This is a genomic window from Streptomyces sp. NRRL F-5135 (assembly GCF_000719775.1).
GTDB lineage: Bacteria > Actinomycetota > Actinomycetes > Streptomycetales > Streptomycetaceae > Streptomyces > Streptomyces hebeiensis.
Window position 1 is genome coordinate 228,605 of record NZ_JOHR01000005.1, and the last position, 21,217, is coordinate 249,821.

Sequence of the window (21,217 nt, forward strand, 5' to 3'; positions counted from 1 at the left end):
GTTACCCCCTGGGAGTCCGTGGCGGGGCCACGGGCATCGTTCGATCTCGCTCCGGAAGAGGCCGATCCGGCGCCCGTGGCTCCACTCACGCTCTACTCCTCGTGCTCCCCTGCCAAGGGCCGCGTGCCCTCGGCGATCCCGTCCGCGGCGACAGCGGCCGGAGCGGACTCGTCGGCCGCCGGGTCCACGGCCCCTTCGACCTCTTCCGCCTCACGGCCCGCCTCGGCGTTGCGGGCGATACCGACGACGGCATCGCGCTTGCCCAGGTTGATCAGTTGGACGCCCATGGTGTCACGGCCCGTCTCCCTGACTTCGCTGACGCGCGTGCGGATCACACCTCCGCCGAGGGTGATCGCCAGGATCTCGTCCGTCTCCTCGACCACCAGCGCGCCGACGAGCGAACCACGGTCCTCCACGATCTTGGCGGCCTTGATGCCGAGCCCGCCGCGGCCCTGGACGCGGTACTCGTCGACGGCCGTCCGCTTCGCGTACCCGCCGTCCGTGGCGGTGAACACGAAGGTACCGGGCCGGACGACGCTCATCGACAGCAGTTCGTCGCCCTCGCGGAAGCTCATCCCCTTCACGCCCGAGGTGGCGCGCCCCATCGGGCGCAGGGCCTCGTCCGTCGCGGTGAACCGGATCGACTGCGCCTTCTTGCTGATCAGCAGCAGATCGTCCGCGGCCGACACCAGCTCGGCGCCGATCAGTTCGTCGTCGCGGCCGTCCTCCATCTCCCGGAGGTTGATCGCGATGACACCGCCGGACCGCGGGGAGTCGTAGTCCTTGAGCGGCGTCTTCTTCACCAGGCCGGCCTTGGTGGCGAGGACCAGGTACGGCACGGCCTCGTAGTCGCGGATCGCCAGGATCTCGGCGATCTGCTCGTCCGGCTGGAAGGCCAGCAGATTGGCCACGTGCTGGCCCCGCGCCTCCCGGCCCGCGTCGGGGAGCTCGTACGCCTTCGCCCGGTAGACCCGGCCCTTGTTCGTGAAGAACAGCAGCCAGTGATGGGTCGTGGAGACGAAGAAGTGGTCGACGATGTCGTCTTCCTTGAGCTTCGTGCCGCGCACGCCCTTGCCGCCGCGCTTCTGCGAGCGGTAGTCGTCCGTCTTCGTGCGCTTCACATAGCCGCCCCGCGTGATCGTGACGACGATGTCCTCCTCGGCGATCAGGTCCTCGATGGACATGTCACCCTCGAAGGGGACCAGCTTGGTGCGCCGGTCGTCACCGAACTTCTCGACGAGTACCGCCAGTTCCTCGCTGACGATCTGGCGCTGCTTCGCGGGGGAGGCCAGGATCGCGTTGTACTCGTCGATCTTCTGCTGGAGCTCGTCGTGCTCCGCGACGATCTTCTGCCGCTCCAGGGCCGCCAGCCGCCGCAGCTGCATCTCCAGGATCGCGTTCGCCTGGATCTCGTCGATCGTGAGCAGGCCCATCAGGCCCTGGCGCGCGGTCTCGACCGTGTCGCTGCGCCGGATCAGCGCGATGACCTCGTCGATCGCGTCGAGCGCCTTGAGCAGACCGCGCAGGATGTGCGCCCGCTCCTCGGCCTTGCGCAGCCGGAAGCGCGTCCGCCGGACGATGACCTCGATCTGGTGCGCCACCCAGTGCCGGATGAACGCGTCCAGGGAGAGCGTGCGCGGTACGCCGTCGACCAGCGCCAGCATGTTCGCGCCGAAATTTGTCTGAAGATCGGTGTGCTTATAGAGGTTGTTCAGGACGACCTTGGCGACCGCGTCCCGCTTCAGGACGACCACCAGACGCTGGCCCGTACGGGAGGACGTCTCGTCGCGGACATCGGCGATGCCGCCGATCTTTCCGTCCTTGACCAGGTCGGCAATCTTCTGAGCGAGATTGTCGGGGTTGGTCTGATACGGAAGCTCCGTGACGACCAGGCACTGCCGGTTCTGGATCTCCTCGACCTCTACCACCGCGCGCATCGTGATCGAACCGCGGCCCGTACGGTAGGCCTCCTCGATCCCCTTACGGCCCACGACCAGCGCGCCGGTCGGGAAGTCCGGGCCCTTGATGCGCTCGATCAGCGCTTCGAGCAGCTCCTCGTGCGTGGCCTCCGGGTGCTCCAGCGCCCACTGCGCGCCCGCCGCCACCTCACGCAGGTTGTGCGGCGGGATGTTGGTGGCCATACCGACGGCGATGCCCGCCGAGCCGTTGATCAGGAGATTGGGGAAGCGCGCCGGCAGAACCGTCGGCTCCTGGTTGCGGCCGTCGTAGTTGTCCGTGAAGTCGACGGTCTCCTCGTCGATGTCCCGGAGCATCTCCATCGACAGCGGCATCATCTTGCACTCGGTGTACCGCATGGCCGCGGCCGGGTCGTTGCCCGGAGAACCGAAGTTGCCGTTGGAGTCCACCAGCGGCATCCGCATCGACCACGGCTGCGCCAGCCGGACCAGGGCGTCGTAGATCGAGGAGTCGCCGTGCGGGTGGTACGTGCCCATGACGTCGCCGACGACGCGGGCGCACTTGTAGAAGCCCTTCTCGGGCCGGTACCCGCCGTCGTACATCGCGTACAGGACGCGCCGGTGGACCGGCTTGAGGCCGTCCCGTACGTCGGGGAGCGCGCGAGAGACGATGACGGACATCGCGTAGTCGAGGTACGAGCGCTGCATCTCGGTCTCGAGCCCGACCGGCTCGACGCGCATCGCCAGGCCCTCGACCGCCTCGACGGTCTCCTGGATCACCGGCGTACCGGGGGTGCCGGGGACGCCGGAGGCCTCGGCGCCGCTCGCCTCACCGGCGGCACCCGCGGCACCGGAGGCAGCCGAGTCGCCAGGGACGTCAGGAGTGTCGGGAGAGTCAGGTGTTTCGGGGGTGTTCTCGTCGGCCATTGCTGGTCAGTTTTCCTTTCGGCCTTGTCGAATCCGTCAGCTGTGGCCGACTCAGATGTCGAGGAAGCGGACGTCCTTGGCGTTACGCTGGATGAAGGACCGCCGTGCCTCGACGTCCTCGCCCATCAACACCGAGAACAGGTCGTCCGCCTGGGCCGCGTCGTCCAGCGTGACCTGGCCGAGCACCCGGTGGTCGACGTCCATCGTGGTGACCCGGAGCTCTTCGGCGTTCATCTCGCCCAGACCCTTGAAGCGCTGGATCGAGTCCTCGCGGATGCGCTTGCCGTTCTGCTTGCCGAGCTCGACCAGGGCGTCGCGCTCGCGGTCGGAGTAGGCGTACTCGAAGTCGTCCCGGCCCCACTTGATCTTGTACAGCGGCGGCCGCGACAGGTAGACGTGCCCGGCCTCGACCAGGGGACGCATGAAGCGGAACAGGAACGTCAGCAGCAGCGTGTTGATGTGCTGGCCGTCGACATCGGCGTCCGCCATCAGGATGATCTTGTGATAGCGGAGCTTCTCGATGTCGAAGTCCTCGTGCACACCGGTGCCGAACGCCGAAATCAGCGCCTGTACCTCGGTGTTCTGGAGGATCTTGTCGATACGGGCCTTCTCGACGTTCAGGATCTTGCCCCGGATCGGCAGGATCGCCTGGTACATCGGGTTACGGCCCGACTTCGCGGAACCGCCGGCGGAGTCACCCTCGACGATGAAGATCTCGCACTTCGAGGGGTCGTTGGACTGGCAGTCGCTCAGCTTGCCCGGCAGCGACGCGCTCTCCAGCAGGCCCTTGCGGCGGGTGAGGTCCCGCGCCTTACGGGCCGCGACCCGGGCGGTGGCGGCCTGGATCGCCTTGCGGATGATGTCCGCGGCCTCGACGGGATTGCGGTCGAACCAGTCCGTCAGGTGCTCGTGGACGACCTTCTGCACGAAGGTCTTCGCCTCCGTGTTGCCCAGCTTCGTCTTCGTCTGCCCCTCGAACTGCGGCTCGCCCAGCTTCACCGAGATGATCGCGGTGAGGCCCTCGCGGATGTCCTCGCCCGTGAGGTTGTCGTCCTTCTCGCGCAGCAGCTTCTTCTCGCGCGCGTAACGGTTGACCAGGCCGGTCAGCGCCGCCCGGAACCCCTCCTCGTGCGTGCCGCCCTCATGGGTGTGGATGGTGTTCGCGAACGAGTAGACACCCTCGCTGTACTGCGCGTTCCACTGCATCGCGATCTCGACCGAGAGCATCCGCTCCTTGTCCTCGGCCTCCACGTCGATCACGGTGGGGTGGATCAGCTCGCCCTTGCGCGAGTTGAGGTACTTCACGAAGTCGACGATGCCGCCCTCGTAGTAGTACGTCACCGTGCGGGCCGGCGGCTCCTCGTCCACGCCCTCGGTGATGTCCGTGCCCGCGACGTCGGCGCCGACAACGGCCTTGGCCGACTTGCGCTCGTCGGTCAGCGTCAGGGTCAGGCCCTTGTTGAGGAAGGCCATCTCCTGGAAGCGCCGGGAAAGAGTCTCGAACGAGTATTCGGTCGTCTCGAAGATCTCCGGATCCGCCCAGAAGGTGACGGACGTTCCGGACTCGGTCGTCGGCTCGTTCTGGAGCAGCGGCGCCGTCGGCACGCCGAGCTTGTAGTCCTGGGTCCACCGGTAGCCGTCGCATTTCACCTCGACCGCGAGCTTCGACGACAGGGCGTTGACGACCGAGACACCGACGCCGTGCAGACCACCGGAGACGGCGTAGCCGCCACCGCCGAACTTGCCGCCCGCGTGCAGGACGGTGAGCACGACCTCGACGGCCGGCTTGTTCTCGGAGGGAACGATGCCCACAGGGATACCGCGGCCGTTGTCGACGACCCGCACCCCGCCGTCGGCGAGGATCGTGACATCGATGGTGGTCGCGTGCCCGGCCATGGCCTCGTCGACGGAGTTGTCGACGACCTCCTGCACCAAGTGATGCAGCCCACGCTCACCGGTGGAGCCGATGTACATACCGGGCCGCTTGCGGACCGCGTCCAGGCCCTCGAGCACGGTGATGGCACTGGCGTCGTACGAGGCGGAGACCTCGCCGTTCTCGCCAATGAAGGTGGACGGTGTCTTCTCATCGGGGTTGCCGGAATCGGCCACGAAGCGCCCTTTCTGGCACAGCGCAGGCCGTTGACCCGAGCAAGCGGGAGCGGCTGCGTCGTTCGGCTTGTGTCAGCTTCTGTTGACGTTCCCGCAAGCACAGCGGGATTTCCCATCAGTCTACCGGTAGCGCCGACACGAATGGGGGTTTGCGGGTACCTGAGTACCGATGTGCCGCCCTGAATGAGCGCCTGCCGACTCCCCATATTCGGGAAGGGGCTCCAAGAGGCTCACACCGGCATTGAGCGCTTCGGGCTGTCAACCTGCCGCTACGGTGCGGGACGCCCCGTCTTCCCCGGCCGACGTCCCTGGTCACAGCGGTGTCGCGGGGCGTACGGAAGGGGCGCGGACAGGGGGCGCGGAAAGAGCGTGCCGGGGCAGGGAATGGAGGAGAGGAGGGGAGGCGACCGTGGCGGGAAGGGGCGCGGGGCCGGGCGCGGTCGCACCGGGGGCGGACTCGTACCGGAGGTGGACCGGGGGCGGACCGGGGGCGGACCGGGGCGGGGTGTCGAGGCGCCCGGCCCTCGCCCGCTCCGGTCCGCTGCCTCACCGGCCGAAGGGCGTACGCCGACGGAACGCATACCTATACATCCGGGGCCCACCGGCCGCCCGGTAGGTACGGGCCCGGACCCCGGTGTGCACGGGACGGAGACGGGGCCGAAGACGGTCCCGTCTCCGTCCCGTACGACGTCGGTACGGGACCGTTCGCCGGTACGCGACCGTTGCGTCCGGTCTCAGCCGTAGGTGTCGCCGGGCCCTCTGCTCCCCGCCGCGCGCAGCCGGCCGTACCGCTGCGGCGGACCGCCAGGCCCCAGGACCTTGATCATGCGTACGGTGCCGTGGCCCAGGTCCTCGTTCAGCCGGGCCACCAGGCGCGGCGCCAGCAGGCGCAGCTGCGTCGCCCACGCCGTGGAATCGCAGAGCACCGTCAGGACCCGCTGGTCGTCGCCGTCGTCATAGCGCTGCGGCACGCAGTGCTTCGCCACGTCCTCGCCGACGATCTGGGGCCAACGGCCCATCACCCCGCCCACGGCGGCCGGGGTCTCCCAGCCCCGCTCCGTGATCAGCCGGTTGATCGCGGCGCCGAGCGGCAGGGGGTCGCGGCCGTCCGCGCCGGCGCCCGAGCGCAGGCCGCCGCCCCGCCGCGCCTGCTTCTTCTGCTGCGCGGCGGCACCACGCGCCCGCGCCTGCTCCTTGGCCGCGCGCAACGCGACCCGGGCCAGGTCCACCCCCGAGGCCTCGGCGGGCGCCGTTACGGCACCGTCCGCCGTCCCCGGCCGGGGCGGCACGGGCCGGCCGTACGGCGCGGCCGGGTCGTACCCGCCGTCGCCGCTGTCCCTGCCGTCACTCATACGCGCTCCACCGTGCCGTCCGCCACCAGGTACCGCGCCCCGGCCAGCACATCCGGTACGTCATCGTCCACCGCCGCGGTCACCAGGACCTGTTCACCCGGCAGGACCAGTTCCGCGAGCCGCTCCCGCCGCCGCTCGTCCAGCTCGGCGAAGACGTCGTCGAGCACCAGCACCGGCTCGTTGCCCTCGGAGCGCAGCAGGTCGTACGAGGCCAGCCGCAGCGCCAGCGCGTACGACCAGGACTCGCCATGGCTCGCGTACCCCTTCGCGGGCAGCCGGCCCAGCTTGAGCACGAGGTCGTCGCGGTGCGGGCCGACCAGGGTCACGCCCCGCTCGATCTCCTGCTTGCGCACGCCGGCCAGCGCGGCCAGCAGGCGTTCGTACAGTTCCTCGCGGGTGTGCCCGGCGAACTCCGGCTCCGCGAGCCCCACTGATCCCGTCGCGGCGGCGTCCCGCGCCGGCTCCGCACTCACGTCGGGGAGCCCCGGGCTCCCCTCGGCCTCCAGGGCGGAGGAACGGTACTCCAGGACCACCGGGCCGCCCCCGGGAGCCAGTTGCTCGTACGCCTTGTCCGCCAGCGGGCGCAGGGTCGCGATCAGGTCGAGCCGCCGCGCCAGCAGTTCCGCGCCCACGCGCGCCAGATGCTGGTCCCACACGTCGAGCGTGGACAGGTCCATGCCACGGCCACCGTGCCGCCGGGCCATCGCCGCCGACTTCAGCAGGGTGTTGCGCTGCCGGAGCACCCGGTCGTAGTCGGACCGCACGCCGGCCATCCGCGGCGAGCGCGCCGTGACCAGCTCGTCGAGGAAGCGGCGCCGCTCACCCGGATCGCCCTTCACCAACGCCAGGTCCTCCGGCGCGAACAGGACCGTCCGTACGATCCCCAGCGCGTCCCTCGGTCTCACCTGCGACGACCTGTTGATACGGGCGCGGTTCGCCCGGCCGGGGTTCAGTTCGAGCTCGACCAGTTGCGAGCGCTCCCCCTGGGTCACCGCGGCCCGGATCACCGCGCGCTCGGCTCCCATCCGCACCAACGGCGCGTCGGAGGAGACGCGATGGCTGCCGAGAGTGGCGAGATAGCCGACCGCCTCGACCAGATTGGTCTTCCCCTGTCCGTTCGCCCCCACGAACGCGGTGACGCCCGGGTCGAGCGGCACCTCGATCCGGGCGTAGGAGCGGAAGTCGGCCAGCGACAGATGCGTGACGTGCATGGGTGTGCGCCGGCCCTCCCGGGTGTGTACGTGCTGATTCCGCCGCCGGTCGGCCGCCCGGCCGCCGGATCGTTACGCCTTCTCGACCGCGTGACCGCCGAACTGGTTGCGCAGCGCGGCGATCATCTTCATCTGGGGGGAGTCGTCCTGGCGGGAGGCGAAGCGGGCGAACAGGGACGCGGTGATCGCGGGCAGCGGCACCGCGTGGTCGATCGCCGCCTCGACGGTCCACCGGCCCTCGCCGGAGTCCTCCGCGTAGCCCTTCAGCCGCTCCAGATGCTCGTCGTCGTCCAGCGCGTTGACCGCCAGGTCCAGCAGCCAGGACCGGATGACGGTGCCCTCCTGCCAGGAGCGGAAGACCTCGCGGACGTCGGTGACCGAATCGGCCTTCTCCAGCAGCTCCCAGCCCTCGGCGTAGGCCTGCATCATCGCGTACTCGATGCCGTTGTGGACCATCTTGGCGAAGTGGCCCGCGCCGACCTTGCCGGCGTGCACGGAGCCGAACTCGCCCTCGGGCTTGAGCGCGTCGAAAATCGGCTGCGCCTTGGCCACGTTCTCCGCGTCACCGCCGTACATGAGCGCGTAGCCGTTCTCCAGGCCCCAGACACCGCCGGAGACGCCGCAGTCGACGAAGCCGATGCCCTTGATGCCGAGCTCGACGGCGTGCTTCTCGTCGTCCGTCCAGCGGGAGTTGCCGCCGTCCACCACGACGTCCCCCGGGGACAGCAGACCTGCCAGCTCGTCGATCGTCGCCTGGGTCGCGGCCCCGGCCGGCACCATCACCCACACCACGCGCGGCCCCTTGAGCTTGCCCACCAGCTCCTCGAGACTCTGCACATCGGAGAGGTCCGGATTGCGGTCGTAACCGATGACGGTGTGGCCCGCGCGGCGGATGCGCTCGCGCATGTTGCCGCCCATCTTGCCGAGACCGATAAGACCGAGCTCCATCAGGCGTTCCTTAAGCGTTGAGGCGATTCGTACCCGGGTCCGAGCCTACGCCCGGACCCGGCCACTCACCTGTGGGGTCAGCCGCTCAGTCGTACCGGCATGATCAGGTACTTGTACGCCTCGTCCGCCTCGGCGTCGACGGCCGGGCGGCCGCTGAGCAGGGCCGGCTTCGTGGACGTCGTGAAGGAGAGCTGGGCGACCGGGGAGTCGATCGCGCTCAGGCCGTCCAGCAGGAAGGTCGGGTTGAAGGCGATCGAGATGTCGTCGCCCTCGAGCGTCGCGTCGACCCGCTCCACAGCCTGTGCGTCGTCGCTGGACCCGGCCTCCAGGATGAGCACGCCCTGCTCGAAGCTCAGCCGCACCGGCGTGTTCCGCTCGGCGACCAGGGCGACGCGCTTGACGGCCTCCACGAACGGGGCGGTCTCGATGACCGCGACCGAGTTGAACTCGGTCGGGAAGAGCGTGCGGTACTTCGGCAGATCGCCTTCGAGCAGGCGTGTGGTCGTACGGCGGCCCGCGCCCTCGAAACCGATCAGGCCCTCACCGGCGCCCGAGCCGGCCAGCGCCAGGGTGACCGTGTCACCGCTGGTCAGCGCCTTGGCCGTGTCCAGCAGCGTCTTGGCGGGCACCAGGGCGACCGCGGAGATGTCCGGGGACTCCGGCTTCCACAGGAACTCACGGACCGCGAAGCGATAGCGGTCGGTCGAGGCCAGCGTGACCGTGTCGCCCTCGATCTCGATCCGTACGCCCGTGAGCACCGGCAGCGTGTCGTCACGGCCCGCGGCGATCGCGACCTGGGAGGCGGCCGAGGCGAAGACCTCACCGGGAACGGTGCCGGTCGCCGTCGGCATCTGCGGCAGCGCCGGGTACTCCTCCACCGGAAGGGTGTGGAGGGTGAACCGGGAGGAGCCGCAGACCACGGTCGCCCGTACACCGTCTGTGGAAATCTCCACCGGCCGGTTGGGCAGCGCCCGGCAGATGTCGGCGAGCAGCCGGCCGGAGACGAGGACCGTGCCGTCCTCCTCGACCTCCGCGTCCACCGAGACGCGCGCCGAGACCTCGTAGTCGAAGCTGGAGAAGCTGAGCGCTCCGTCCTCGGCCCTCAGAAGAAGGCCCGCGAGAACGGGCGCCGGCGGACGGGCGGGGAGGCTCCGAGCCACCCAGGCCACCGCCTCCGCGAGTACATCGCGCTCCACCCGGATCTTCACCGGAACCGCCTCCTGCTTGTTGCTGGCTCGCCCTGCTGGCCTTCGTCGTCGGCTGTGATGCCGGTGACCAGTCTGACGCACGGCACCGACAGTCGGTGCGGTCGCGGGTCAAGTCGAGTCGACGGGTGCCGGAGGCTCCGGGCCCGAGTTGTGCACAGGGCCTTCTTCGAAGCGAATTCCCCGGTAACTCCAGGTGGGAGTAGTAGTAGGGCCTGTGGAAACCGTGGAAAACGTCGTATCCGCAGGTCAGGGCCGGTTTTTTGTCCACTGGTGCTGTGGGTGCGGCTCGTGGACAACTCGCGCCTTCTGTGGACAGGCCGAAGTTGTGCACACCCGATGCACAGGACACCGGTACTTCTCCCCAGTGCTGTCCCCAGCTTTACCCCGGTTCCCCACAGCCCAACCCAGCTCCTTGGTGTGACGCCTTTCACTCGACTCAGCGATGCCGGGCGTTTCGTTGCCGAACAGTGGACAGGGGTGTGGATGAGCTGTGGGCAACGGCGGCCTGCCTGTGGGCCGCCGGTGGACAACGGATCCGGCGCCCTGTGGAAGAGTTTTCCGTCCACAGTCTGTGGAGCGGCGTCGGCCACAATTCCACAGCCACCTGACCTGGCGTGATGATCGACTGGCGGCGGGGCCTGTGGACGCCGTCTGGACAACTTCCCCGTCCCCAAGCTGTGGACGGAGGATTCCTTCAGGATCTGTGGAGAAGCCTTCAGCGCGTCTCCGGATTCGAACAGCGGGCGTGGCGCGCGACGCGCCGGCCCTCGGCGTCCTGGCTACGGCGCCTCGGTCAGGGACGACGCGGAAGCGATGAAGAAGCGGCGGTCGCGGACAGGGGCGCGGCCTTCCGAGCGAGGGTCGCATCGGCCCGTACCGGGGGCGTGACCCTTGCCGCTGTGCCGATCGCCGCGGCTGTGCCGGTCATGCCGGCACAGCCAGTGGCCTCAGTGGCGTCAGCTGTTCTTGATGCGGTTGGTCAGCTCCGTGACCTGGTTGTAGATGGAGCGCCGCTCCGCCATCAGCGCACGGATCTTCCGGTCCGCGTGCATCACGGTCGTGTGGTCGCGGCCGCCGAACTGCGCCCCGATCTTGGGCAGCGAGAGGTCGGTCAGCTCACGGCACAGGTACATCGCGATCTGCCGCGCGGTGACCAGCACCCGGCTGCGGGAGGACCCGCACAGGTCCTCCACGGTCAGCCCGAAGTAGTCCGCCGTCGACGCCATGATGGCGCTCGCGGTGATCTCGGGTGCCGCGTCCTCGCCCCCCGGGATCAGGTCCTTCAGGACGATCTCGGTGAGACCGAGGTCCACCGGCTGCCGGTTGAGCGAGGCGAACGCCGTGACCCGGATGAGGGCCCCTTCGAGTTCGCGGATGTTGCGCGAGATCCGGGAGGCGATGAACTCGAGCACCTCGGGCGGGGCGTTCAGCTGCTCCTGGACCGCCTTCTTCCGCAGGATCGCGATCCGCGTCTCCAGCTCCGGCGGCTGGACGTCGGTGGTCAGGCCCCATTCGAAGCGGTTGCGGAGCCGGTCCTCCAGCGTGATCAGCTGCTTGGGCGGCCGGTCCGAGGACAGCACGATCTGCTTGTTGGCGTTGTGCAGCGTGTTGAAGGTGTGGAAGAACTCCTCCTGCGTCGACTCCTTGCTCGCCAGGAACTGGATGTCGTCCACCAGCAGGATGTCGACATCGCGGTACCGCTTGCGGAAGGTGTCGCCCTTGCCGTCCCGGATCGAGTTGATGAACTCGTTCGTGAACTCCTCCGAGCTCACGTAGCGCACCCGCGTCCCCGGATAGAGGCTCCGGGCGTAGTGCCCGATGGCATGGAGCAGGTGGGTCTTGCCCAGCCCGGACTCGCCGTAGATGAAGAGCGGGTTGTACGCCTTGGCCGGGGCCTCGGCGACCGCGACCGCCGCCGCGTGCGCGAACCGGTTGGAGGCCCCGATCACGAAGGTGTCGAAGAGGTACTTGGGGTTGAGCCGGGCATGCGGCTCGCCGGGGCCCGGCGCCGGGGCGGGCTGGGCGCCCAGCGGGCCCGGCGCTCCCCCGCGCGGGCCGCCCGGCACCGCGCTGTGCGTGCCGCCGTGCCGGGGTGCCGGCAGATCCGGAAGATCACGCGCGTCGGAGTGCTTGGCGTACTCGGATCGCTGGTCGTACGGCCCCCCGTCGGACCGCTGGTCGTACGGGCCGCCCTCGTGCGGACCCTGTGGCGGCTGCCGGTAGTCGTGCTGCGGCTGCTGGGGGCGGGAGGTGTACGGGTCGCTGTCCTGGTAACCGCCGAGCCGCTGCTGCTGCCAGGAGAGATCGTCCTGGGTGCGCGGCCAGACGCCGGGATCGGGGCGTTGCTGCTGGTAGTCCGGGTACGCGGGGCGCACCGACGGCAGTCCGTCGTCCGACGGCCGGTGGCCGTAGCCGTCGTCCGCCGCGCGGCGCCCGTAGTCGTCGTACGGATCGCTCTGGCGCGACTGGTCGTGCTGCGGCGCCTGGTAGCGGGACTGCTGGGGCAGGGGTGGGGCCGGCGGGGTGGGCTCCGCGGCGGAGTCGTCGACGGTGATGGCGATCCGGATGGGCCGCCCGCACTCGCGGCTCAGGGTCTCGCTGATGAGCGGGGCGAGCCGGCCCTCGAGGACCCGCTTGCCCCATTCATTGGGAACGGCGAGGAGCGCGGTGTCGGCGACCAGGGCGAGTGGCTGGCAGCGCTCGATCCACTGCTTGTCCTTGGGCTCGACGCCCTGCTGGCCCTCTCTGAGGAGATGCTCCAGCACTCGTGGCCACACTGCGGCAAGATCGGCAGGTACGTCAGCCACGGGGCACGCTCTCTCGCAGGTCCCACGAATGTGTGGTTCTCGGGACGGGATCGGGAAGACCGGCAGGAAAAGAAGCCGGAGTTCAGCCACGGTAGTCAGGGCGACCCGCGCGGTTCAAGTCGTTGTCCACAGCCTGTGCACAATGAGCCCCGGCCCGGACCTGGTTTGACCGGATGGCGCAGCCGCGCGTACCGTGACCAGGTCGAGTTGTCGATGGCTGCTGCCGCCTGCCTCCGATGGGCAAAGATCACGAACTGTGGTTGTTGAAGCGGTGCACTCGGGCGTAAACGCGAGCTACTCGTGGGCGCACGGTGACAGCCAGGCGATGTCCCGCCACCACACACATTTCTCTGGAGCCCCCGAGTGAGCAAGCGCACCTTCCAGCCGAACAACCGTCGTCGCGCGAAGACCCACGGCTTCCGGCTGCGGATGCGCACCCGTGCCGGCCGCGCGATTCTCGCGTCCCGCCGTGGCAAGGGTCGCGCACGTCTGTCCGCCTGATCGCCTGATCGCCAACAGGTCATGACGTGCTGCCTACCGAGAATCGGCTGAGGCGGCGCGAGGACTTCGCGGCCGCGGTACGCCGAGGACGCCGGGCCGGACGCCCGCTTCTCGTCGTCCATCTACGTAGCGGTCCAACCGACCCGCACGCGCCTGGGGAGAGCGCTTCCCCGACGCGTGCGGGTTTCGTCGTGAGCAAGGCCGTGGGCGGAGCCGTCGTACGGAACCGGGTGAAGCGGAGACTGCGTCACCTGATACGCGAACGTCTGTCCGAGCTGCCCACCGGTAGCCTGGTTGTCGTACGGGCGCTGCCCGGAGCGGGTGACGCCGACCATGCCCACCTGGCCCGAGACCTGGACGCCGCTCTCCGGCGGTTGCTGGGAGGGGGCGCGCGATGAAATACCCGCTGCTGGCTCTGATCAAGCTGTACCAGTGGACGATCAGCCCACTGCTGGGTCCTGTCTGCCGGTACTACCCGTCGTGCTCGCACTACGGATATACCGCCATCGACCGGCATGGCGCGGTGAAGGGGACGGCTCTGACCGCCTGGCGCATTCTGCGGTGCAACCCGTGGTCGCCCGGTGGTGTGGATCACGTCCCGCCGCGCACACGCCCGCGCTGGCACGAAATGCTGCGCACGGCGTGGCGCGACAGGAAGGGCGGGCACTCCGCCGCTGGCGTGCCTTCCGGGGGGCCGGACACCGGCGACCCCGGCCCGGCCGCAGAGACCTCGCCCAAAGCTCAAGGAGCCTGATTAGTGGACACGATTGCCAGTTTCTTCAGTTTTATCACCACACCTGTTTCCTGGGTCATCGTCCAGTTCCACTCGCTGTACGGGGCGGTCTTCGGCCCTGACACAGGCTGGGCCTGGGGGCTGTCCATCGTGTCCCTGGTGGTACTGATCCGGATCTGCCTGATCCCGCTCTTCGTGAAGCAGATCAAGTCGACCCGCAACATGCAGGTGCTCCAGCCGAAGATGAAGGCGATCCAGGAGCGCTACAAGAACGACAAGCAGCGTCAGTCCGAGGAGATGATGAAGCTGTACAAGGAGACGGGTACCAACCCGCTCTCCTCGTGCCTGCCGATCCTCGCGCAGTCGCCGTTCTTCTTCGCCCTGTACCACGTGCTGTCCAGCATCGCCAGCGGCAAGACCATCGGTGTCATCAACCAGAGCCTGCTCGACAGCGCGCGTCAGGCGCACATCTTCGGGGCTCCGCTGGCCGCCAAGTTCATGGACAGCAGCGACAAGGTGGCGTCCCTGAACGCTTCCCTGACCGACGTCCGGATCGTCACGGCGATCATGATCGTGCTGATGTCCGCGTCGCAGTTCTACACGCAGCGCCAGCTGATGACGAAGAACGTCGACCTCACGGTGAAGACGCCGTACATGCAGCAGCAGAAGATGCTGATGTACATCTTCCCGGTGATCTTCGCTGTCACGGGTGTCAACTTCCCGGTCGGTGTGCTCGTCTACTGGCTGACCACCAACGTGTGGACCATGGGCCAGCAGATGTACGTGATCAACCAGAACCCGACGCCGGGCAGCAAGGCGCAGGACCAGTACCTCCAGCGCCTCCTGAAGTCCATCACCTCACAGGGCCAGGTGCGGTCGCGGCGTAAGCGCACCATCGTCCAGGCGATCGTGGCCAAGGGGCCGGACCGCAACGACAACGAGCGCCGCTTCGTCACCGGCCTGGCGAAGGCGGGACTGGCCGCACAGGCCGACGGCACGGTCGCCAAGAGCGACACCGCCACCGTTGAGGCCGAAGCCGGTGGCGCGGCGCGTCGGCAGCAGCCCAAGCGCCAGACCAAGGCACAGCGCCAGGCGGCCGCCGGTCACTCGGCCGCCGACAAGCCGGCCCCCGGCAAGCCTTCGTTGGAGAAGGACGAGCCGCAGGACAGCACGTCCAAGCCGTCGGGCAAGTCCGCCGCCGGTTCCGCTCGCCAAGCCAAGCCGGGCCAGCGCAAGGGCCAGCAGCGCCCCAAGCACCCGTCCAAGAAGTAAGAAGGAGTGCATCCGTGACGGAAGGCACCATCTCCGCCGCCGAGTCCGCGGACGAGGCCGACGACGCCCTGACCCGCCTGGAGCAGGAAGGCGAGATCGCGGCCGACTACCTTGAGGGTCTGCTGGACATCGCGGATCTCGACGGGGATATCGACATGGACGTCGAGGCGGACCGTGCGGCGGTCTCGATCATCAGCGACTCGGATGGCCGGGACCTGCAGAAGCTCGTGGGGCGTGACGGTGAGGTGCTGGAGGCGCTCCAGGAGCTGACGCGGCTCGCCGTGCACCGGGAGACTGGAGACCGGAGCCGGCTGATGCTGGACATCGCGGGCTTCCGCGCCAAGAAGCGCACCGAGCTGGCCGAGCTGGGCACCAAGGCTGCGGACAAGGTGAAGAGCACTGGCGAGCCGGTGAAACTGAACCCGATGACGCCCTTCGAGCGCAAGGTCGTGCATGATGCGGTCGCCGCCGCCGGCCTGCGCAGTGAGTCCGAGGGCGAAGAGCCTCAGCGCTTCGTCGTGGTGCTCCCTGCCTGAGCGGTCCCGCGTTTTTCGGCCCCGTCTGTTGAGCAGACGGGGCCGAACTTTGTCAGCCTGATAGTTCAGCCACCAGTCGGTGGATCGGTATGGAAGGACGGTTCCCGTGTCGGAGGCAGCAGAGCTTCCCCCCGCGCCGGACGAGGCACGCACGGTTTTCGGCGAATTCTTTCCGGAGGCTGTCCGCTACGCGGAGCTGCTGGCGGACGCCGGCGTGAGGCGCGGTCTGATCGGTCCACGCGAGGTACCACGGCTGTGGGAGCGGCACCTCCTGAACTGCGCGGTGCTCTCCGAGGTTGTTCCCGAAGGGGTCATGGTCTGCGATGTGGGCTCGGGCGCCGGGCTCCCCGGCATCCCCCTGGCGTTGGTGCGGCCGGATTTGAAGATCACGTTGCTGGAGCCCCTGCTACGTCGGACCACCTTCCTCCAGGAAGTGGTGGAACTGCTGGGCCTGGATCATGTGACGGTGGTACGCGGCCGGGCCGAAGAAGTGCTCGGCACTCTTCAGCCCGTACATGTGGTGACGGCCCGGGCGGTGGCCCCGTTGGACCGTCTGGCCGGCTGGGGCGTTCCGCTGCTCCGTCCGTACGGCGAGATGCTGGCGCTCAAGGGCGACACGGCCGAGGAAGAGATCAAGGGGGCTCGTGCGGCACTGAGCAAGCTGGGTGTGGTGGGGACCTCGGTGTTGCATGTCGGCGAAGGCATCGTCGACCCGCTGGCCACCGTGGTGCGCGTGGAGGCCGGGGAGAGCCCCGGCGGCGTGCGGTTCGCCACCAAGCGGGCCAAGGCTGCTCGAGCCGGTCGGGCGCGTCGCCGCCGTTGAGTCGGGCCATGCGCCTGGTGAGCGGTGGTGCTCCATACAAGCTGCCGTACGCGGGTACTACGGAGTGTCGTAACAGCCTGGCATAGCGGCCCGTGCATCGTGTTTCACGTGAAACGTCGCTCACTGCTGCAAGGAATCATCGGCCGAGGTCGCGCGGCTACCACATCGCGCGACCGGAAGCCCCTCGAAAGGGGGACGGGGTTGTCCACAGAGGCGGATTCATCCACAGATCCACGGACCTCGCTGGTTCCTGACCCCGAAAGCATGGCAGGCTCTGTTCATTGCGAGTCTGAAGTCGAGGAGAGTGAATCCTTGCGGTCCGACGCCAACATCGCGGGACCGATGACCGATCCGGTCCCCGGTCCCCGCACCGAGTCGGCGGGGGAGGATGTTTCACGTGAAACACCGCCCCCGATGGACGACACCCCTATTGGTCGAGCCGCCCAGTTGGCGGTGGAGGCGCTGGGGCGTGCGGGTGACGGTCTGCCTCGCCCTGAGCAGACGCGGGTCATGGTTGTAGCCAACCAGAAGGGTGGCGTGGGGAAAACCACGACCACCGTCAACCTTGCCGCCTCGCTCGCCCTGCATGGTGCGCGGGTCCTGGTCGTCGACCTTGACCCGCAAGGCAATGCCTCCACAGCGCTCGGCATCGACCACCACGCCGAAGTTCCCTCGATCTATGACGTCTTGGTGGAGAGCAAGCCGCTCTCGGATGTGGTTCAGCCCGTCCCGGACGTCGAAGGTCTCTTCTGTGCCCCCGCCACCATCGATCTCGCCGGTGCGGAGATCGAGCTGGTGTCGCTGGTGGCACGGGAGAGCCGACTGCAGCGGGCGATCGAAGCGTATGAGCAGCCGTTGGACTACATCCTCATCGACTGTCCGCCCTCGCTGGGTCTGCTGACGGTCAATGCGATGGTCGCCGGCGCAGAGGTTCTGATCCCCATCCAGTGTGAGTACTACGCACTCGAAGGGCTGGGACAGCTGCTGCGCAATGTCGACCTGGTGCGCGGCCACCTCAACCCCGGCCTGCATGTCTCGACGATCCTGCTCACCATGTACGACGGCAGGACCCGTCTCGCCTCGCAGGTGGCAGAGGAGGTTCGCAGCCACTTCGGCAAGGAGGTGCTGCGGACAAGCATTCCTCGCTCCGTACGTATCTCTGAGGCGCCGAGTTACGGCCAGACGGTGCTGACCTATGATCCGGGATCCAGCGGGTCCCTGTCGTACCTAGAGGCCGCCCGCGAGATCGCCCTGCGGGGAGTCGGGGTGCACTACGACGCCCAGCAGGTTCATTTGGGCATCCAGAACAGCCAGCAGAGCATGTCGGAGGGGATCCAGTGAGTGGGGGCCGTAGGGGCTTGGGACGCGGGCTCGGTGCCCTGATTCCCAGCGCTCCGCAGGAGAATCAGACGTCCTCCCCTGAAGGGGCAGCGGCCTCTTCAGGAGCGGGGGCGGTTTTGACCGCGGACCGCGGGGTGGCTGCGGCGAAGGTGGCCTCCCTGCCACCGGGGCCCGTCGTTCCGGAGCCGGCGACAGTCGCACCGACGGCTGAGACGCTGAATGAGTTGCGGTCGGTGGACGGGGCGCATTTCGCCGAGGTACCGGTCGACCTGATCGTGCCCAATCCTCGTCAGCCTCGTAAGGAATTCGACGAGGACGCGCTCGCCGAACTGGTCACGTCCATCAAGGAAGTGGGGCTCCTCCAGCCTGTTGTCGTACGACAGTCGGGTCCTGAAGCCTATGAGCTCATCATGGGCGAACGGCGTTTGCGGGCCTGCCGGGAAGCCGGCCTGGAACGTATCCCGGCGATCGTCCGGGCCACGGACGACGGGAAGATGCTTCTCGACGCGCTGCTGGAGAACCTGCACCGCGCTCAGCTGAACCCCCTCGAAGAGGCCGCGGCCTACGATCAGCTGCTCAAGGACTTCAGCTGCACACAAGAGCAGTTGGCGGACCGGATCGGGCGTTCACGCCCGCAGGTCGGCAACACCCTACGGTTGCTACGGCTCTCCGGCCCGGTACAGCGGCGGGTCGCTGCCGGGGTCCTGTCGGCCGGTCATGCTCGGGCGCTTCTCTCCGTGAAGGATGCGGAGGAGCAAGACCGACTGGCCCATCGCATCGTGGCGGAGGGACTCTCAGTACGGTCGGTCGAGGAGATCGTCAGGCTGATGGACTCGGAGCCTGAGAGCGCGCCCAAGCACAAGGGGCCCAGGGCCGGTGCCCGTGTGTCGCCGGCGCTGACCGATCTGGCGTCCCGGCTCTCCGACCGGTTCGACACTCGGGTGAAGGTCGATCTGGGGCAGAAGAAGGGGAAGATCGTCGTCGAGTTCGCGTCGATGGAGGATCTGGAACGCATCCTCGGCACCCTGGCCCCAGGTGAAGGACGAGTGTTGGAGAAGGGCCTTTCCGAAGGTGTCGGAGACGGGGAGGACGAGGAGCCGCAGCGCGCGGGCTGACACTCTTCGCCAGCCTCTGGGCGGGCCGGTTTCCCTGCTGACGGGAACCCGGCCCGCCTTTTCTGTCTCTCGGTGTGCCAGGAACCTATGGGTGGATACGATGCGTTGTGTACGGCGCAGCCATCCTGCTTCGGGAACGGAGTGCGCCGACCGCTGCCCGCGGAGCGGCAGGTGAAGGAAGTGAGGATCAGCCTCCATGGGGCGTCGGCTCGTACCGCTCACATTGGACAACCTTCCGGACCTCCCCGGACGTTGCCGCGCATGTGTCTTCTGGGAGCTGGATCCGGTACGCGGAGAGGCTGCGGTAAGGACAGGCAGAGCGGCGGAGGAGAAAGAAGCATGGATCTCCGCGGTCCTGCTGGAGTGGGGATCCTGCGGCCGCGTCGCCTACGTCGATGACGTGCCGGTCGGCTTCGTGCTGTACGCACCGCCGGCGTATGTGCCGCGCTCCATGGCCTTCCCGACGAGCCCGGCGTCCTCGGACGCCGCACAGCTCATGACGGCATGGATCAGGCCGGGCCACCAGGGCCAGGGGCTGGGCCGCGTACTGGCTCAGGCGGTGGCCAAGGATCTGCTGCGCCGGGAATTCAAAGCGATCGAGGCATTCGGCGATGCCCGGTGGAAGGGTTCGGCGTGTGTTCTGCCCGCCGAATATCTGCTGGCCGTGGGCTTCAAGACCGTTCGTCCTCATCAGCGGTACCCGCGTCTGCGGCTGGAGCTGCGGACCACGCTGTCCTGGAAAGAGGACGTAGAGCTTGCGCTGGACCGGTTGCTGGGCGCTGTGAAGAAGGAGCCCGCTCTGCGGCCGCTCTGAGTCGGCCGTCGGCCGAATCGCCATACGCCCATAACGGCGGGGCAGCGCTTGTCCGTGCTTGCCCATAAGAAAAGAAACGGACTCGCCTCCTGCCGGAGGCGAGTCCGTTTCACGTGAAACATTGAGCAGCCGGTCTCGGCCGCGTCTTTACTTGTGGCTGATGAAGTCTTCCAGGTCACGTACGAGCGCGGCCTTGGGCTTGGCGCCGACGATGGTCTTGGCAACCTCGCCGTTCTGGTAGACGTTCAGCGTCGGGATGGACATGACGCCGTACTTGGCAGCCGTGGCCGGATTCTCGTCGATGTTGAGCTTGACGACCTCGATCTTGTCGCCGTGCTCGGCCGCGATGGCCTCCAGCGACGGGGCGATCTGGCGGCACGGTCCGCACCAGGCGGCCCAGAAGTCCACCAGTACGGGCTTGTCACTCTTGAGGACGTCCTCTTCGAAGGAGTCGTCGGTCACGTGCTTCAGGTCGCCGGCCACGGCGGCCTCCTTACCTTGTGGGTTGGGTGGGGATGAGCGAGTCAGACGGTCGCGGTTTTCTCCGGCTCGGCAGTCGTCTCGCTGTCGCTCAGGGCGGCGAGGTAGCGCTCCGCGTCCAGCGCCGCGGAGCAGCCCGTGCCGGCAGCGGTGATCGCCTGGCGGTAGGTGTGGTCGACGACATCACCGGCACCGAAGACACCGGGCTGGTTCGTCCGTGTCGACGGGGCATCCACGGTCAGGTAGCCCTCGCTGTCCAGATCCAGCTGGCCCTTGAAGAGCTCTGTCCGCGGGTCGTGGCCCACGGCGATGAAGAGCCCCGTCACGGCGAGCGGCGATGTCTCGCCGGTCTTGGTGTTGCGCAGGGTCAGTCCCGAGAGCTTCTGCTCTCCGTGGATCTCGGCGACCTCGCTGTCCCAGGCGAACTTGATCTTGGGGTCGGCGAAGGCGCGGTCCTGCATGGCCTTGGAGGCGCGCAGAGTGTCCCGGCGGTGGACGATGGTGACGGACTTGGCGAAGCGGGACAGGAAGGTGGCTTCCTCCATCGCCGTGTCGCCGCCGCCGATCACGGCGATGTCCTGGTCCTTGAAGAAGAAGCCGTCGCAGGTGGCGCACCAGGAGACGCCTCGTCCGGAGAGCGTGTCCTCGTTGGGCAGGCCGAGCTTGCGGTGCTGGGAGCCAGTGGTGACGATCACGGCCTTGGCGCGGTGGACGGTGCCGGCCGTGTCGGTGACCGTCTTGATGTCGCCGGTGAGGTCGACGGCGATGACGTCGTCCGGGACCAGCTCGGCACCGAAGCGCTCGGCCTGCGCCCGCATGTTGTCCATGAGGTCCGGCCCCATGATGCCGTCGCGGAACCCAGGGAAGTTCTCCACATCGGTGGTGTTCATCAGCGCACCACCGGCGGTGACGGCTCCCTCGAAGACCAGCGGCTTCAGCGAGGCGCGCGCGGTGTACAGCGCGGCCGTGTAGCCGGCTGGTCCGGACCCGATGATGATCACGTTACGGACGTCGGTCACGGGTTTGTTCCTCGTCTCTACAGCAGACTGCCTACTGGGGCCGGATCAACGACTTTCACCCCATCCAACGGATCCTAAGGGTCTCGCATTCCCCAGATGCCGCGG

The 21,217-nt window shown here is 68.2% G+C and carries 18 protein-coding genes; 9 read left to right on the forward strand and 9 right to left on the reverse strand.

The annotated features are described in order from the left end of the window. Positions 1 to 92: 92 nt before the first annotated feature. From gyrA to dnaA, 7 genes are all read right to left on the reverse strand, one after another. Positions 93 to 2,657: a DNA gyrase subunit A gene (gene gyrA, locus IG02_RS0109790; protein ID WP_234314693.1), complete on the reverse strand. Its 2,565-nt coding sequence runs from the start codon at positions 2,655 to 2,657 to the stop codon at positions 93 to 95. 237 nt (positions 2,658 to 2,894) lie between these two features. Then, complete coding sequence (gene gyrB / locus IG02_RS0109795) at positions 2,895 to 4,973, reverse strand: DNA topoisomerase (ATP-hydrolyzing) subunit B (protein WP_078854338.1); 2,079 nt, start codon at positions 4,971 to 4,973, stop codon at positions 2,895 to 2,897. Positions 4,974 to 5,686: 713 nt separating this feature from the next. Then, positions 5,687 to 6,304 (reverse strand): DUF721 domain-containing protein, encoded by a 618-nt coding sequence (locus IG02_RS0109800; RefSeq protein ID WP_078854339.1) that lies wholly within the window; start codon positions 6,302 to 6,304, stop codon positions 5,687 to 5,689. After that, a complete protein-coding gene (gene recF / locus IG02_RS0109805; protein ID WP_030744306.1) occupies positions 6,301 to 7,515 on the reverse strand; it encodes a DNA replication/repair protein RecF in 1,215 nt (404 codons plus the stop codon). Before recF ends, IG02_RS0109800 begins: the two co-directional genes overlap by 4 nt. Positions 7,516 to 7,587: 72 nt before the next feature. Next, positions 7,588 to 8,463 carry a phosphogluconate dehydrogenase (NAD(+)-dependent, decarboxylating) gene (gnd, locus tag IG02_RS0109810; RefSeq protein ID WP_030744308.1) on the reverse strand — a complete coding sequence of 292 codons (876 nt, stop codon included), beginning with the start codon at positions 8,461 to 8,463 and terminating at the stop codon, positions 7,588 to 7,590. Positions 8,464 to 8,540: 77 nt separating this feature from the next. Further along, entirely contained in the window at positions 8,541 to 9,671 is a 1,131-nt protein-coding gene (gene dnaN, locus IG02_RS0109815) for a DNA polymerase III subunit beta (RefSeq protein ID WP_030744311.1), read from the reverse strand. A gap of 956 nt (positions 9,672 to 10,627) precedes the next feature. Beyond that, a complete protein-coding gene (gene dnaA / locus IG02_RS0109820) occupies positions 10,628 to 12,478 on the reverse strand; it encodes a chromosomal replication initiator protein DnaA (RefSeq protein ID WP_078854340.1) in 1,851 nt (616 codons plus the stop codon). A 363-nt stretch (positions 12,479 to 12,841) separates the two neighbouring features. On the opposite strand from dnaA, the gene rpmH reads away from it, so the two are divergent. The 9 genes from rpmH to IG02_RS0109855 all read left to right on the forward strand — a co-directional run bounded on the left by rpmH (position 12,842) and on the right by IG02_RS0109855 (position 19,613). Then, positions 12,842 to 12,979, forward strand: a complete 138-nt coding sequence (gene rpmH / locus IG02_RS39030) for a 50S ribosomal protein L34 (protein ID WP_003949374.1) — start codon at positions 12,842 to 12,844, stop codon at positions 12,977 to 12,979. Between the two features lie 26 nt (positions 12,980 to 13,005). Next, positions 13,006 to 13,377 carry a ribonuclease P protein component gene (gene rnpA / locus IG02_RS0109825; protein WP_030744316.1) on the forward strand — a complete coding sequence of 124 codons (372 nt, stop codon included), beginning with the start codon at positions 13,006 to 13,008 and terminating at the stop codon, positions 13,375 to 13,377. Further along, positions 13,374 to 13,733, forward strand: a complete 360-nt coding sequence (gene yidD / locus IG02_RS39035) for a membrane protein insertion efficiency factor YidD (RefSeq protein ID WP_078854341.1) — start codon at positions 13,374 to 13,376, stop codon at positions 13,731 to 13,733. The genes rnpA and yidD overlap by 4 nt, the downstream gene beginning before the upstream one ends. 3 nt (positions 13,734 to 13,736) lie before the next feature. Further along, positions 13,737 to 14,984 (forward strand): membrane protein insertase YidC, encoded by a 1,248-nt coding sequence (gene yidC / locus IG02_RS0109830; RefSeq protein WP_030744319.1) that lies wholly within the window; start codon positions 13,737 to 13,739, stop codon positions 14,982 to 14,984. 14 nt (positions 14,985 to 14,998) lie between these two features. After that, on the forward strand, positions 14,999 to 15,520 hold the full coding sequence (locus tag IG02_RS0109835) for a protein jag (protein ID WP_030744323.1): 522 nt from the start codon (positions 14,999 to 15,001) through the stop codon (positions 15,518 to 15,520). 106 nt (positions 15,521 to 15,626) lie between these two features. Then, on the forward strand, positions 15,627 to 16,343 hold the full coding sequence (gene rsmG, locus IG02_RS0109840; RefSeq protein ID WP_030744325.1) for a 16S rRNA (guanine(527)-N(7))-methyltransferase RsmG: 717 nt from the start codon (positions 15,627 to 15,629) through the stop codon (positions 16,341 to 16,343). A gap of 264 nt (positions 16,344 to 16,607) precedes the next feature. Beyond that, positions 16,608 to 17,684 (forward strand): ParA family protein, encoded by a 1,077-nt coding sequence (locus IG02_RS0109845; protein ID WP_078854342.1) that lies wholly within the window; start codon positions 16,608 to 16,610, stop codon positions 17,682 to 17,684. Beyond that, positions 17,681 to 18,799, forward strand: a complete 1,119-nt coding sequence (locus tag IG02_RS0109850) for a ParB/RepB/Spo0J family partition protein (RefSeq protein ID WP_078854343.1) — start codon at positions 17,681 to 17,683, stop codon at positions 18,797 to 18,799. Before IG02_RS0109845 ends, IG02_RS0109850 begins: the two co-directional genes overlap by 4 nt. Positions 18,800 to 18,995: 196 nt before the next feature. Next, positions 18,996 to 19,613, forward strand: a complete 618-nt coding sequence (locus IG02_RS0109855) for a GNAT family N-acetyltransferase (protein WP_030744335.1) — start codon at positions 18,996 to 18,998, stop codon at positions 19,611 to 19,613. Positions 19,614 to 19,760: 147 nt separating this feature from the next. On the opposite strand, the gene trxA is transcribed toward IG02_RS0109855, so the two are convergent. Together trxA and trxB are read right to left on the reverse strand one after the other, a co-directional pair. Continuing rightward, entirely contained in the window at positions 19,761 to 20,096 is a 336-nt protein-coding gene (gene trxA, locus IG02_RS0109860) for a thioredoxin (RefSeq protein WP_030744338.1), read from the reverse strand. A 41-nt stretch (positions 20,097 to 20,137) separates the two neighbouring features. Then, entirely contained in the window at positions 20,138 to 21,112 is a 975-nt protein-coding gene (gene trxB, locus IG02_RS0109865; RefSeq protein ID WP_030744341.1) for a thioredoxin-disulfide reductase, read from the reverse strand. Positions 21,113 to 21,217: the final 105 nt, after the last annotated feature.

Coding starts and splice junctions, on each gene's coding strand:
- gyrA (WP_234314693.1), bottom strand. CDS start 2,657: ATGCGCGTCGAGCCGGTCGGGCTCGAGACCGAGATGCAGCGCTCGTAC.
- yidD (WP_078854341.1), top strand. CDS start 13,374: ATGAAATACCCGCTGCTGGCTCTGATCAAGCTGTACCAGTGGACGATC.
- IG02_RS0109855 (WP_030744335.1), top strand. CDS start 18,996: ATGGGGCGTCGGCTCGTACCGCTCACATTGGACAACCTTCCGGACCTC.
- IG02_RS0109800 (WP_078854339.1), bottom strand. CDS start 6,304: ATGAGTGACGGCAGGGACAGCGGCGACGGCGGGTACGACCCGGCCGCG.
- gnd (WP_030744308.1), bottom strand. CDS start 8,463: ATGGAGCTCGGTCTTATCGGTCTCGGCAAGATGGGCGGCAACATGCGC.
- IG02_RS0109845 (WP_078854342.1), top strand. CDS start 16,608: ATGGCAGGCTCTGTTCATTGCGAGTCTGAAGTCGAGGAGAGTGAATCC.
- recF (WP_030744306.1), bottom strand. CDS start 7,515: ATGCACGTCACGCATCTGTCGCTGGCCGACTTCCGCTCCTACGCCCGG.